The organism is Pseudoxanthomonas sp. P4_B2 (genome assembly GCF_056402315.1).
This window is the reverse complement of sequence record NZ_JBFUHQ010000002.1, coordinates 94,681-108,104: the sequence shown is the minus strand read 5'-3', so window position 1 is coordinate 108,104 and position 13,424 is coordinate 94,681. Positions and strand designations below refer to the sequence as shown.

The window sequence follows — 13,424 nt, the reverse complement described above, 5'->3', positions numbered from 1 at the left end:
TGTTGCCTAGGAAGTTTCCTACCGAGTGCAATCAGTAGGTCGCGTCCGGATGCTTGAGCGCATAGCCCACGCGCGCCGGCTTGGTGCCTTCCATGACCAGGCCATAGCTGACCTTTTCGAAGGTGCGGAACACCATCACGTGGCCGGCGTATTCGTCGGGGAGCACGTGGTCGCTGCTGCCCGCCTTGGTCCGCGAATTCGGGCGCGTTTCGGTCATGCGGGAGTCTTCCGGATCATGCAGACGATCGATAACGTGGCTGCCCTGGCGCCAGATGGAGAACACGGTACCGTTGTCGATTCCCTCGCGGGTGCCACCGGAAATGGCCACCACATCGCGTGGGCCGCCCGAGGTCAGGGCATTGGCTACCGCGGCGATCTGAAGCTTGCCTTCGGGCTGCAAGACCTTGGGCACGTGCGGGAAGAACTGCAGGTCATAGGGCTGGGCTTCGACCGGAATCAGGCGGTCGCCGACGCGGACTTCGTGGCCATTGCCTTCCAGCGCCAGTGTGCTGGCGTCCGAACCGGGTACCACGCCGCGGGTCAGGGTGCCGACGCTGATCTGGGCCAGTTCATAGCCCAGCAGTTCGAGCTGCGGCCCGGTATCCAGGGCGGCGCTGTTCCAGCTGCGGTCCCAGTCGATGGTCTGCGAACCCAGGCGCTTGCCGCGGAAGTCGAGATCTTCCTTATAGGTCGCGTAACGCCCGTTGGAAACGAAACGGGTGTGGGTGTAGCGCAGGGTGGGGCGCACGACCGCGAAACGCTGGCCGACCTGGGCGCCTTCCAGGCCCACGCTATAGATCAGCTGACCGCCCGAGCTGCGCAGACGGTCCTCTTCCAGGCCCACCACGCGCGGCAGCTGTTCGAAGCTGTCGGTCACGCGCAGGTTCTTCAGGAAAGGCTCGATGTCCGACAGCGGGATCGCCCCGATCGGCGCTTCCTGGCGCGGACCCGGCTGCAGGGCCACGCGGTCCAGGTAGGCCAGGCTGATCACGTCGCCGGGATAAATGAGATGCGGGTTCTTGATTTGCGGGTTGGCCTGCCAGATTTCCGGCCACAGCCAGGGTTTCTTCAGGAATTTTCCGGAGATATCCCAGAGGGTATCGCCCCGTTTCACCACGTAGGTGTCGGGATGGGCGCCGGACATTTCGGCGGCCGCAGCGTAGGTGGCCACGATGAATGCGGCGGCGGCAAGAACCGTACGAAATTTTCTGAACATGCTGATCCCCACCCTTGATTCTCTCACCTGTTCCCCACAGGTTGTCCGCACTATAGTCCAGAAACCCGGGCACTAAGCAAGCTCGGGAGTTAGAATTCGTGAGGCCTTGCCGAATTCCGACGGCATCCCCATTACCGCATCCCCATTACACCACCGCCATGGCACTACTCCCCATCCTCGAATTCCCCGATCCCCGGCTGCGCACCAAGGCAGCGTCGGTGGATCCGGCGCAGATTTCCGATCCCGCGTTCCAGCGCCTGCTCGATGACATGTTCGAAACCATGTACGAAGCCCCAGGTATCGGTCTGGCCGCCAGCCAGGTCGATGTGCACAAGCGCTTCATGGTCATCGACATCAGCGAGGACAAGTCCGGGCCGCAGGTGTTCATCAACCCGGAAATCCTTTCCAGGACCGGCGAGCAGGTCTACCAGGAAGGCTGTCTGTCGGTGCCCGGCATCTTTGCCGATGTGACCCGCGCCGATTCCATCGATGTGCGTTTCCTCGATCGCGACGGCCAGCCGCAGCAACTGCAGGTCGACGGCTTGCTGGCGGTGTGCATCCAGCATGAGATGGACCACCTGGAAGGCAAGCTGTTCGTCGATTACCTGTCGCCGCTCAAACGCGAGATGGTGCGCAAGAAGCTGGCCAAGCAACGCAAGCTGGCCGGCGACGCGGCTTGAGGCCGCGGGAATAGGGAATAGGGAATCGAAAAGGCGGTGCGCCGTCGCTTCGCCGTTACCATTCTCTATTCCCCATTTCCCATTCCCCTCCAAACATGAGAATCGTCTTCGCCGGCACGCCGGTCTTTGCCGTCCCCAGTCTTCGCGCCGCGCACGCGTACAACGAGGTGATAGCGGTCTACACGCAGCCGGACCGGCCCGCGGGGCGAGGACGCGGGTTGACGCCGCCGCCAGTGAAGCTGGAAGCGATCCAGCGCGGCATTCCCGTACTGCAGCCGGAAACCCTGAAGCGCAGAGAGTCGCAGGACGCGTTGCGGGCGATGGAGCCCGATCTGCTGGTGGTAGTCGCCTACGGCCTGATCCTGCCGCGTACCGTATTGGAGATCCCGCGCTTCGGCTGCTGGAACGTGCACGCTTCTTTGTTGCCGCGCTGGCGCGGCGCTGCGCCGATCCAGCGCGCCATCGAGGCGGGTGATACCGAAACCGGCGTTTGCCTGATGCAGATGGAAGCCGGCTTGGATACAGGCCCGGTGCTACTGGCCCAGACCACGCCCATCGGCCCGGAAGAAACCGGCGGGCAACTGCATGACCGCCTTGCCGAACTGGGCGCAGGTGTACTTGCCGATGGTCTGGCACTGCGGCGCGCGGATGTGCGGCCGGTGCCCTGGGTGCAACCCGAGGCAGGTGTGACCTACGCGCACAAGCTGGACAAGCACGAAGCGCGTCTGGACTGGAACCAGCCGGCCACGGTTCTGGCGCGCAAAGTGCGTGCCTTCGAACCTTGGCCGGTGGCCGAAGCGGTGGTGGCGGGCGAGCGTCTGCGCATCCACGGCGCGGCGGCTCTGGATCTTCCCCACGCATTCGCGCCGGGCACGTTGCTTGCTGCCAGCAAGCAGGGGCTGGACATTGCCTGTGGAGAAGGCGCGTTGCGACTGCGCGTGATCCAGCGCGAAGGCGGCAAGGCGATCACCGCCGCCGATTATCTGAACGCGCGCCGCGATCTGGCCACGTCATGAGTGCAAGTCCGGGCGTCGCCACGCGCGTGCTCGCCGCCAAGGTGTTGGAGGCGGTGATCCATCGTGGCCGCTCGCTGAAGGGCGAGCTGATCACCGCGCTCGCTCAACTGCCCGATCCACGCGATCGCGCGCTACTGGAAGCGATCTGTTTCTCGGCGCTGCGCCAGCGCGCGCGTTACGACGCGGCCTTGCAGCTCTGGCTGCAGAAACCGCTGGGAGAAAAAGACGGCGACCTGCGTTCGCTATTGCTGGTGGGTTTCGCCCAGATCGATGCGATGGGGCTACCTGCGCACGCGGCGCTGTCGGCCACGGTGGAAGCCACGCGCACGCTAGGCCGCCCGCACCAGGCCGGTATGGTCAACGCATTGTTGCGGCGGGCGCAGCGCGAAGGCTTTCCCGAATCCGATCCGGCCGCGGCATGGCCGGCGTGGCTGCGCAAGAAGATCAATCTGGAGTGGGGCGAACACGCGAACGCGATTTTCCGGGCCAGCGCGCATGCCGCGCCATTGTGGTTACGGGCGAACCGCAACAAGGGCACGCGCGACGAATATGCCTCGCGTCTGCGGGAGGCGGGTATCGTTTCCAGCATCGACCCGAATCTGTCCGATGCGCTGCGCATCGATCTGCCTGTTGCCGTGTCGGCGCTGCCGGGCTTCGCCGAGGGAGATGCCTCGGTGCAGGACGGGTCTGCGCAGCAGGTGGCCGATGCATTGCCGCTCGGCCCCGGCGCGCATGTACTGGACGCCTGCGCCGCGCCGGGTGGCAAGGCGGCCCATCTGCTGGAACGCGATCCTTCTCTGCGCTTGCTGGCAATGGACGTCGATCAACGCCGTTTGAACAGGGTGCGGGAAACATTGACGCGCATCGGTGCGCAGGCCGAGTTCCGCGTTGCCGACGCAGGCGATACGCAAGCCTGGTGGAACGGTGAGCCGTTCGACGCTGTGCTGCTTGACGCGCCGTGTTCGGCGACCGGCATCGTGCGGCGGCAGCCGGATGTGCTGCTGCATCGCCGCCCAGAAGACTTGTCTTCGCTCGTCGCCTTGCAAGCGCGCCTGCTGGATGGGTTGTGGAAGACGGTCAAACCGGGTGGAGTGCTGCTGTATGCGACGTGTTCGATCCTGAAGGACGAGAACGAGCAACAGCTCTCCCGTTTCGTCGCGCGCACCTCCGACGCGCAAGCGGAGGCGTTGGATGCGCGTTACGGCCATGCGGCCGGCCATGGTCGGCAGCGACTGCCAGGCGAGCAGGGTATGGACGGATTTTTCTATGCGCTGTTACGCAAGCGTAATTCGGACTAGAAGTATCGGAAGCTGTAAGAAATAAGTCATGCAAGTGAACATACCCTGAAGATATTGCGCTTGCATTTGTGAGACGGGATTTCCCGATATTTTCCGCTGCTGCTATTACTATCGGACGCCTGACTTAAAAAGCTCCATCAGGCGGAATATGGCTGTTTCGGGAAAAAAGCTTTACTCGCAAAGTTATCTGGAGCGGCAGCGTTTAGCAGCCAGTGCCGCTGCATTGTCGTTGGTCTGTGCTACCGCCTTGATATTCCTGCCCAAGGGTTTCGCTCCTTTCGGCGTGCTGCTCGCAGGGACGACCCTGCTGGTGCCCGGCGTACTAACCGAAGCGTGGGCGAAGACTGGGCAGGTGTTGGGCTCGTTCGCGCTGCTCGCGATTCTGGTGCTTGGGTTGGCGATTCTGTCCATGCAGTTTTCCGGCCAGGGTTGGCGGACCATCGACAATTACGCGAGGTTCCTGCTGGTGCCATGGTGCGGATTGCTGGCGTTCGCGCTGGCTCCGTCGCGCTTCTGGTTATGGATCGGAGCGATGTCCGGGATCGTGCTCGCCTGCGCCTTGGCAATTGTAGAAATGATTTCCGGAGTCGAGCGCGCCGGTGGAGGCGACAATCCCATCGTATTCGCCAACGCCGTGCTGGCGTTGTTGGTTCTAGTGGTCTATTGCCGTCCACAGGGCAGACAGCCGTGGATGCTGTTGCTGCTCACAGGCATGCTGGTTTTGGGGACCGTCGCCATCGTGTTGTCCGGAAGCCGTGGCGTGCTGCCGGGCCTGGGTTTGCTGGTGCTGGTCGCCGCGATCGGCAGCGGCGGGCGCAAGGCCCGGATCCGGATCGGCATTTCCTTGGCCGCCCTGCTGTTGTTGCTTGCGCTGATGTGCCTGGTGCCGTGGCTGACCGCGCACATGCGGCTGGAAAACATCCAGACGGACCTGCAGAAATATTCGGCCGGTCAGGTGGATTCGGCGCTGGGGGCGAGATTGAAGTTCCTGTCCCTAGCCTGGCACGCATTCTTGGATCATCCCTGGATGGGGCTGGGAATAGATCGATTCGGCACCGTGGTGGACCAGCTGCCCGAATGCCGCGCGCAAGAATTGACCGTATGCAAGCTTCACCACGCCCATAACGATCTGGCGCAATGGTCGGCCACTCTGGGCATTCCCGGGCTGGTCCTGATCGTCGCCCTCTATCTGCTTCCCGCAACCCATTTCTTGAGAATCATCAGGGCCAATCGTCTGACCATACCCAAGGGTTCTGCCTGGGCTGGTTTGATCCTGGTCGCGGTCTACGTACTTTCCGGCATCACGCAATCCATGTTCGCGCATGCTCTGACTACAACGCTTTATGCGGTCCTGGTGGGTTTGTTGCTCGGCTTGGCTCTGCGCGAAAATCCGGCCTCGCCTGGGAAAGCACCGCCCGAATGATTATTTGCGCTTGCCCGATACCGGCTGCCCGTGCTGCAGCATCAGCAGCATGATTGATTTCTGCCGCACGTAATTGGCCCGCACGTAGGCGTATACGAGCCCCTGCCAACCGTCCAGGAAGCCTAGGCGGAAGACATATCCTCGCCAAAACCGCCATGCAGGAGACAGCACGAGTTTGAACAGCGAAGGACGCTTGCCGCGCGCATGTTCGTGCTCGGCCATCATCCGCGCATAGGTCTGGGTCTTCGCCAACTGCTGCTCAAGCGAGCGGTAAGGGTAGTGAATGACGTCGCCTTCCAGCGGCAGGATCGGGCCATCCACGCTGGCCGCTTCATGGATCTCGCGATCGCCGCGCCAACCTCCACGGCGTCGGTCGAACAGGCGCAACCCGCGGTCGGGGTACGCATTCCCGTGGCGCAGGAATTTGCCGAAATACCACGACAGCCTGGCGAACCGATAACCCGCGGCGCCGGAGAAGGCGCCTGCCTGGGCGTCCTGGATCGAGACGCGCAAGCGGTCGCTCACGCGTTCGTCTGCATCGAGAGTTAGGATCCAGTCATGGCTCGCTTGCGCGACGGCGAATGCCTTCTGGCTGCGATAACCGTCGAAAGGACGCGTGGTCACTTTAGCGCCAAATTGTTCGGCCATCGCCGCCGTGCCATCGGTAGAGCCAGAGTCGACCACCACCACTTCGTCGCAGAACGACACCGACGCCAGACAATCGACGATGCGGTCGGCCTCGTTGAACGTGATAATGCAGGCCGAAAGCCGAGGCCGCTCGTCGTGAGCGGTAGTTGGGGATGTATCGATGGCCGAGTACCTGTTGTTTGCTACCGAGCGGTATGCGCTGCCTATTCTGCAACCTTTGGCGCGCGCATTGCATGAGTCGGGCCAGTCCGTTTCGGCCTGGCTGGAGGGTGCGGCGTCGGGTGGGCGCTGGGAGACGCCGGTGAATGCCGTCGGCCTGCGCGAGGCGCTGGCGTTGCGTCCGCGTGCGGTGTTCAGCGCAGCCAACTGGGTGCCGTCCTTCGTTTCCGGAGCCAAGGTGCAGGTGTTCCATGGTTTCAACGTGGAAAAACGCGGCGATACGCGCGGGCACTTCCGGGTCCGGGGCATGTTCGACCTGTACTGCACTCAGGGACCTGCGACCACCACGCCGTTTCGTGCGATCGCCGAACGCGAAGGGCATTTCGCCGTGGCTGAAACGGGCTGGCCCAAGCTCGACCCCCTGTTCCGTCACGATGTACATGAAGACGATGCGCTGAAACTGCCTGCCGCCGGTCGCCGCATCGTCTTGTTCGGATCCACCTTCACCGAGCGGCTGAGCGCGGCGCCGCTGCTGTTCGAGGGCATCGCCGCCGAGGTCGCCCGCGGCGACCGCTACTGGCTGTTGACCTTGCATCCCAAATGCCCACCGGAATGGTTCGACCGCTACCGCTCCCTGACAGGCCCCAATGCCAGTTTCGTGGAAACAGAGCAATTGATGGCGGCACAAAGGGTCGCCGACGTTCTGGTTTCGGATACTTCTTCCATCGTTTCCGAATTCGTCGTGCAACACAAGCCGGTGGTCACCTTTCGCAATCGCGCGCCGAAACCGCATATGCTCGATTTCACCGATAGCGCGCTGCTACCGGCAATGCTGGAGCAGGCATTCGCGCCCACGGCCGAACTGAGCGCGGAAATCCTGCGCTACGCCGATGCCATCCATCCCTATCGCGACGGACGTTCCGCCGAGCGTGTGATTGCCGCCACCGAGGACTTCATCGATGGCGAGATGGGCTCGTTGCGCGCCAAACCTTTGGCCGCGCGTCTGCGCAATCTGCAGATCAGGCATCGCCTGGGTTATTGGGGTCCTGGGCGCTGACGGCATCGGACTCCGATAAGCGGTCAGGGACATTCGAATGCGGATCACCGGCATCCATTGCGACCGCCGAACGCCACGCTGAGATGACCTGCGCCGCCGACAGGTCGCGCACTTCGCTCTGGTCTCCACGCTCACCGCGCAACACCATCACCTTGCCCGGTCCCAGCGGACGCCATTTGAGCGGCGAAGCGGGGCCGAACATCACCACCAGCGGGCAAGCCAACGCGGCGGCGGCGTGCGCCGGGCCGGTATCCACCGAAACCATGCTGTGCGCGTCTTCGATCAGTGCAAGCAGGCGCGGAATCGGCAGTTCGCCGCCAAGGTTGCGCATGCGCGGATCGTTGCGAGCAGCCACGCGTATTTCCTCCAGCACCGACTGCTCCTGGGGCGATCCGCATAACAGCACCTGCGCGTCCGGCAGGTCTTGCCAGATGGCGCCTGCCAGTGCGGCCCAGGATTCGGGCGGCCAGAATTTCGGGTGCTGACGTGTCGCGACCGTGCCGCGCTTGTGCGTTCGTTTGTTGCCAGGCTGCAATAGGATCAGCGGCCCGCGCAGACCCTTGGCTCGCTTCCATTGACGATATTCGTTGCGCGCGGCGTCGCCCAGCACCAGTGAGGGCAGCCGGTACGCCTGCGCATCGACGGCAAGCGTCGGATAGGACGAGGCCGGGTCGCGTTGGCCCATGTCCAGCCATCGGTCCGGCCATAGGCGGATCGGGGCGCCTGGCGCTTCATCCTCGATCGGCCGCCGCACCATGTCCTCTTCGCGTACGCCACCCCGTCGCAACAGTGCCAGTAAGCGCGGATGGTTGTCGCACATGTAGACGGGCCCGCGACCGCGCTGCCTCAGCCAGCGCGCGATTCTCCATTGACTGGGGTTTAGCGCATACGGCGTGTTTCGGCTCGTGAGCAGGCGGACCTCGGCCACTGCCGGATCATCGGCCAATAACGCTTCGGTCCATGCATCGGCGCCGATCACATCCACCGGCGACCCGTAGCGGGCGCTCAGCAGATGGATCAGTGTGGTGAGCAGCACCACGTCGCCAAAGGCGCCCGTGCGCACGATCAATGGCCGCGCGCTCATGCCGCTATCCTCATGGCACAACCACCCATTTCATCCTTACCCACGAGATGCGATCTTGGGCCGCTGTCTTTACATGCCGGGTAGAGCACGTACTTAGGTTCGTTTTTGATGGCGGTCACGCCGGAAGGCAGAAATAGTATTCGCATCGACTTAAATTGACCGCAAGTGAACAGATGCGCGATTGTGGCCTATTGCGGTGATCGTTTGCACAGTTGCTGCGCGACTGCTTGGTTATGCTGCGGCCCCCTATCTAAGGCCCGCAGATGTGCGTGTAAATCTCGTTATATCCGACAATGGTGCGGGCCTGACCCATGACATGCACTTGCTTGCGGGGGTGCTGGCCGAGGCAGGCGTGGACATCACGGTCACCGCGCTGAGACGGGGAAAGTTGCGCAAGTGGCTCCGTCCCTGGTTCGTACGTGCTGGCAACGTGTTGCGTCGCTTATCAGGAAGAAGGCCGCCGTTTCGCCTGAACCTCATGCAAGAACATATCCGTGCTGAATACCTGTCGTGGGCAGAGATCAACGTGCTGGTGCCCCATCCGGAATACTTGCTGCAGATCGACATCGCGCTTCTACCGCGGATCGACTGTGTGTTCGTAAAGACCCGACATGCCGAGGAAATCATGGCCCGGTTGGGAAGTCGCACCGAGTACATCGGGTTCACCAGCAAAGACCGCATGGATGATCGGGTACCGCGCACGCACGCCTTCATCCATGTGCCCGGCAAGAGTGGCAACAAGGGAACCCACGCCGTTCTGGAGGCATGGAGGCAACATCCGCACTGGCCGCGGTTGACCTTGGTTCAGCGTTCAAGAAACCCGCCAGTGGGCGATGCTGATTCCGCTAACGTTGTCCGGCTGACAGAATACGTGGCCGATGACGCGCTCAAGCAACTGCAGAATTCGCATCGTTTTCATCTGTGCCCATCACGCACCGAGGGATTCGGGCACTACCTAATGGAAGCGCTCGGGGTAGGAGCGGTGACTCTCACCACGGATGGAGCGCCCATGAATGAACTGGTTACCGCGGAGCGCGGTATCTTGATCCCAGCGGCACGTACCGGCCGCCAGGCCGCGGCGACTACCTGGCTTGTCGATGCGGCCGGAATCGCCGAAGCGGTCGAGCGCGCGTTGGTATTGGATGCGCAGCAATGCGAAAAGTTGAGCAAGGCAGCCCGGGAATTTTTCCTGGAAAACGACCGCATGTTCCGTGATCGCCTAGTAGCCGTATTGAACACTTGGCTAGAAGGCGTCCATGACTTACCAGCGCAGCCTGCGCCGGGCCAGCGCTTGGCTGAGCTGCAAGTACAGTAACCGCGCGTCGGCTTCAGGCAGGAAACGGATTCGCAAAGGCGGCGCAAGGCCGCTGGCGCCAGCGGTGTCCAGCCACAGGCTAGCGGTGCCCATGCGTCTGTCCATCGGCGATCGCACCAAGCGCAGCGCCTGCAGCTTGTCGATTTCTGCGAAACGCCAGTATCGCGACCACCAGCCGCCGCGAATGGCCACCAGCCGGTCGTCCACCGCGTAGCCGGCGCGTCGCGCCTGTTGAATCGCCGCAAAGGCGCTCCATGGCAGCCATAGCAGCGGCACCAGTGCCCAGGCGTTCTGGAAGTAAGAAGCCAACGCCAGCGCCAGAATCACGATGAAAATCAGGGTGGGCAGGAAGATCCGCCACCAGACGCCCGCCGACAATACCGTCCACTCCGATCGCGGCCATTGCGCCTGCGGCAACAAATGCTGGATCAATGCATCGCAGACGTCGGGTGTGGCGATGGGCGCCAACTCCTTCAGCGCGCGCTGGTCGTTCTTGCCCTGTTGTTCGGCCACGGCGGTGTCGATGCGCAGGCTGCGGCGCTTCAGCAACCGATGCAGGAATCCTTCGTGCAAGGTCCACGCCTGGATGCGCCGACGGGCCACGCTAGTGCGCAGTTTCGACAGCAGGCCCCGCTCCACGGTGAGGCGGAGTTGTTCCTCGCTGAGACGAAAGCCGTGGTATTGCACCAATGCCAGCAGCACCGAGAGCAGGCGCAGTAATAGCGATGCCAGCAACAGCAAGGCTATCGCAGCGGCGGCGGTGGTGATCCAACCGTATTGCAGGTGGCTGGCGTATCCGAACAGCTGGCGTGCGAAGCGCTCGAAATAGTCGGCGACCATCCTGTCGGGAAACGCCTGCCACGCCGCGCCGAACGCCGCCGCCATCACGATCATGCCGCGATTGGAGACCAAACCCAGCCGGATCACCTCGGCGGTCGGCAGCGACAATAAGCTGTCGGCTCGCACCACGGGAGCGTCGGCGTCCGGCGTCTGGCCGCGATGCTTGATCAGGCTTTCCAGGGCCAGCGCTTCGTCCAGCCGCAGCACGCGCATCTGGGCCTCGGGTTTCTGCCCGCCGGCCGATTCCAGCCTGACTTCTGCCACGCCGAATAGGCGATGCAGCACGGTCTGGTGCAGGACCACGTTGTGGATGCGCGAATACGGGATCTCGCGCAGGCTGCGGTGCAGCCAGCCTTCGCGGATGCTCAATCCATCGCGGCCGATGCGGTAGCGATAAGTGAAATACTGCAGTACCGAGATCACCACCAGTACGCCCACTGCGATCAACGGGCCAATGCCGGCCCAGATGCCGCCGGGCCCGCCGCTCCCGCCGAACACTAGCAAGGCGATCAGCGGCACGATGAATTGTTTGAGCTGCTGCACCAGTACGAACAGCCACGACCACGGGTGCAGTCGGCGCTCAGGCTTGTCCTCGCCGATGGCTTCCGTCTGCATCACAGCGCGTCGTCGTGGTCCAACTGGCGGGCCAGTCGGTCGCGCAGGCGCTCGGCGTCCTCGCCGTCCAGTCCGGAGACCGACACCGCCGCCATCCTCGTGCCTGCGGTGTGGATTACCAGGGTGGCCAACCTGAAGGCCCGCTCCAGCGGGCCGCGTTTGAGGTCCAGGTGCTGCACCCGCGAGATCGGCACGCGGCTCTCGGTCTGCCACCAGCGTCCGCGCTGCAAGGCGAAACCCTGCTCATCGAGTTTCCATAACGTGCGCCGGTGGCGTTTGACCGCCAGCCACGCACCGAATGCCGCGCCGAGCAGCCCGACGGCAGGGGCGACCAGCCACGGAGCACCGAAGTCGGCGAGCCGCGACAGGAAAGCCGACGCCACCGCGAAGGGAATCGCGAACCCGACTGCCCCGCCGAAGGCGGCCAGCTTGGCGCCACGCGCCGGCAGATGTTGCCAATCGACCGCCAGAGGGGCGGGCGCGATGGTTTCCGCTGACGGGTTCTGTGGCGCAGGCGGTGGCGCAGGAGTGCTGGGAAGGTCGCTCATGCCGGGGTTTGTTCCTTGTAAGGATTGGGTTCGCCGCTACCCGGCGGACGCGCGCCATAACGCTTATAGGTCCATTGGTACTGTGCCGGATCGCGACGCGCGATGCGCTCGATCATGGCATTGAGCGTGGTCGCCGCCGCTACCGGATCGGAATCCGCAATGCCGTCCGGCGCCGGTTCCACCCGCAATGCGAACTCCAGATCGGCGCCGGTACGTTCGCACCAGGCGAACAGCACGGTGGCGCCAGTGCGTTCGGCCAGCCGCGACACCAGGGTCATGGTCAGGGCCTGCACGCCGAAGAACGGGGCGAATTCGCCGTCGCCCAGCTTAGGTTGCTGGTCCGGCAGAATGCCGACCGCCCCCCCGTTCTTCAGCGTTTTCCACAACTGCCGTACCGCCGGCCCTTCGGCGCGGACCTGGCGGATGTTGTCGGCGCCACGCACACGCAGCAGGAAGGCATCGCCCACCTTGGAATCCGGTGGGTTGTAGACGATGGCGATGGGCCCGCGCGAGGACAGCCACTGGTTCAACAACTCCCAGTTGCCGAAGTGCGGGGCGACCACAATGACTCCTTTCCTCGAGGCCAACGCCGCGTCGTACAGGGCTTCGCCGTGACGTTCGCGCAGCCGCGCCAGGTTGTCGGCGGGCGACCGGGTCCAGAAGCGCAGGGTTTCGAAGGCCTGGCGCGCGGTCGTGCGCAGGATGCGGCGATGCAGCTCGTCGCGCTGGGAGGGCAGCAGTTCGGGGTAGGTGAGCTGCAGATTGCGGCGGGCGACCTTGCTTTCGCGCGCGTCCAGGCGTCGCCAGACCCAGGCCAGTGCGTCGGCCAGCGCCCGCAACCAGGGCCAGGGCAGGGAAGTCAGCAGGGCGGTGGCGCGGTAGAGCAGACCCGCTAGGGTTTCGGGCTTCATCCGCCAAGTCTATCGGGTTGGTGTGGCCGTCCGGCATGCCCAAGCAGCAGCTCGAAGGCGACTAGGATCCCGTTCCCCGCTCACGGTAGCGAAAGGTTAGCCACAGGCCCACGGAAACGGCATAGCAAAGATTGGGGATGAAGGCCTTGTCCAAGGTCGTCAGATGGGTGGTGACGGCAATGAAGTTGGTATAGGCGGCCTGCGCGGCCGTGAACGCGCCCAACATCAGCACGAAGCGGGTCAACACCGGCCTACCGATCCCGATGGCGATGATAGTCACCTCGGACACCAGCGCCCCCACCAGAAACGGGACGATGGCGCCGATCAGGATCAGCATGAAGATATCCTGCTGCTGCAGCGAGGAAAGCAGCAGGTTGGCGAAAGTCAGCCCCAATGCTTTGGTGATCAGGAACATCAGGATGCCGGTGGCGTAGGACATGATCCTGACGTACTGCTCGGGGCCGTCGGAATTCAGGATCACCTTACAAGCGATCCAGATTTGTCCGGCGATGGTCAGCAGGATGATCAGTTGTTCTATAGCGGTGAAGATGTCCCATTTCATTCTCGATCTTCCTTGATGCTGCACCCGGCGAGTGAGGGTAAGCGTCCCCGTA

The 13,424-nt window shown here is 63.4% G+C and carries 13 protein-coding genes; 6 read left to right on the top strand and 7 right to left on the bottom strand.

The features are described from left to right. Positions 1 to 31: 31 nt before the first annotated feature. Positions 32 to 1,216 (bottom strand): LysM peptidoglycan-binding domain-containing protein, encoded by a 1,185-nt coding sequence (locus AC1DTQ_RS05040; RefSeq protein WP_477848445.1) that lies wholly within the window; start codon positions 1,214 to 1,216, stop codon positions 32 to 34. 158 nt (positions 1,217 to 1,374) lie between these two features. On the opposite strand from AC1DTQ_RS05040, the gene def reads away from it, so the two are divergent. From def to AC1DTQ_RS05020, 4 genes are all read left to right on the top strand, one after another. Next, positions 1,375 to 1,896, top strand: a complete 522-nt coding sequence (gene def, locus AC1DTQ_RS05035) for a peptide deformylase (protein WP_477848444.1) — start codon at positions 1,375 to 1,377, stop codon at positions 1,894 to 1,896. A gap of 95 nt (positions 1,897 to 1,991) precedes the next feature. Continuing rightward, the gene (gene fmt, locus AC1DTQ_RS05030) at positions 1,992 to 2,912 is read left to right on the top strand and encodes a methionyl-tRNA formyltransferase (RefSeq protein ID WP_477848443.1); all 921 of its coding nucleotides are present in this window, start codon (positions 1,992 to 1,994) and stop codon (positions 2,910 to 2,912) included. Further along, positions 2,909 to 4,210 carry a 16S rRNA (cytosine(967)-C(5))-methyltransferase RsmB gene (rsmB, locus tag AC1DTQ_RS05025; RefSeq protein ID WP_477848442.1) on the top strand — a complete coding sequence of 434 codons (1,302 nt, stop codon included), beginning with the start codon at positions 2,909 to 2,911 and terminating at the stop codon, positions 4,208 to 4,210. Before fmt ends, rsmB begins: the two co-directional genes overlap by 4 nt. A 148-nt stretch (positions 4,211 to 4,358) precedes the next feature. Continuing rightward, complete coding sequence (locus tag AC1DTQ_RS05020) at positions 4,359 to 5,633, top strand: O-antigen ligase family protein (protein ID WP_477848441.1); 1,275 nt, start codon at positions 4,359 to 4,361, stop codon at positions 5,631 to 5,633. Here AC1DTQ_RS05020 and AC1DTQ_RS05015 read toward each other — a convergent pair whose 3' ends face one another. Next, on the bottom strand, positions 5,634 to 6,443 hold the full coding sequence (locus AC1DTQ_RS05015; RefSeq protein WP_477849126.1) for a glycosyltransferase family 2 protein: 810 nt from the start codon (positions 6,441 to 6,443) through the stop codon (positions 5,634 to 5,636). It abuts the gene before it with no gap. Between AC1DTQ_RS05015 and AC1DTQ_RS05010 the strand changes: the two genes are divergently transcribed. Further along, the gene (locus AC1DTQ_RS05010) at positions 6,442 to 7,497 is read left to right on the top strand and encodes a CDP-glycerol glycerophosphotransferase family protein (protein WP_477848440.1); all 1,056 of its coding nucleotides are present in this window, start codon (positions 6,442 to 6,444) and stop codon (positions 7,495 to 7,497) included. The genes AC1DTQ_RS05015 and AC1DTQ_RS05010 overlap by 2 nt on opposite strands. On the opposite strand, the gene AC1DTQ_RS05005 is transcribed toward AC1DTQ_RS05010, so the two are convergent. Continuing rightward, entirely contained in the window at positions 7,460 to 8,581 is a 1,122-nt protein-coding gene (locus tag AC1DTQ_RS05005; RefSeq protein ID WP_477848439.1) for a glycosyltransferase family 9 protein, read from the bottom strand. The two genes, AC1DTQ_RS05010 and AC1DTQ_RS05005, sit on opposite strands and share 38 nt — an antisense overlap. A gap of 316 nt (positions 8,582 to 8,897) precedes the next feature. Between AC1DTQ_RS05005 and AC1DTQ_RS05000 the strand changes: the two genes are divergently transcribed. Beyond that, on the top strand, positions 8,898 to 9,896 hold the full coding sequence (locus AC1DTQ_RS05000; RefSeq protein WP_477848438.1) for a glycosyltransferase: 999 nt from the start codon (positions 8,898 to 8,900) through the stop codon (positions 9,894 to 9,896). On the opposite strand, the gene AC1DTQ_RS04995 is transcribed toward AC1DTQ_RS05000, so the two are convergent. The 4 genes from AC1DTQ_RS04995 to AC1DTQ_RS04980 all read right to left on the bottom strand — a co-directional run bounded on the left by AC1DTQ_RS04995 (position 9,843) and on the right by AC1DTQ_RS04980 (position 13,372). Next, the gene (locus AC1DTQ_RS04995) at positions 9,843 to 11,351 is read right to left on the bottom strand and encodes a PH domain-containing protein (RefSeq protein ID WP_477848437.1); all 1,509 of its coding nucleotides are present in this window, start codon (positions 11,349 to 11,351) and stop codon (positions 9,843 to 9,845) included. The genes AC1DTQ_RS05000 and AC1DTQ_RS04995 overlap by 54 nt on opposite strands. After that, a complete protein-coding gene (locus tag AC1DTQ_RS04990; protein WP_477848436.1) occupies positions 11,351 to 11,899 on the bottom strand; it encodes a PH domain-containing protein in 549 nt (182 codons plus the stop codon). Before AC1DTQ_RS04990 ends, AC1DTQ_RS04995 begins: the two co-directional genes overlap by 1 nt. Next, positions 11,896 to 12,810, bottom strand: coding sequence for a lauroyl acyltransferase (locus AC1DTQ_RS04985; protein WP_477848435.1), 915 nt, complete (start codon positions 12,808 to 12,810; stop codon positions 11,896 to 11,898). The genes AC1DTQ_RS04990 and AC1DTQ_RS04985 overlap by 4 nt, the downstream gene beginning before the upstream one ends. A 61-nt stretch (positions 12,811 to 12,871) precedes the next feature. Next, on the bottom strand, positions 12,872 to 13,372 hold the full coding sequence (locus tag AC1DTQ_RS04980) for a hypothetical protein (protein ID WP_477848434.1): 501 nt from the start codon (positions 13,370 to 13,372) through the stop codon (positions 12,872 to 12,874). Between the last annotated feature and the right edge of the window lie 52 nt (positions 13,373 to 13,424).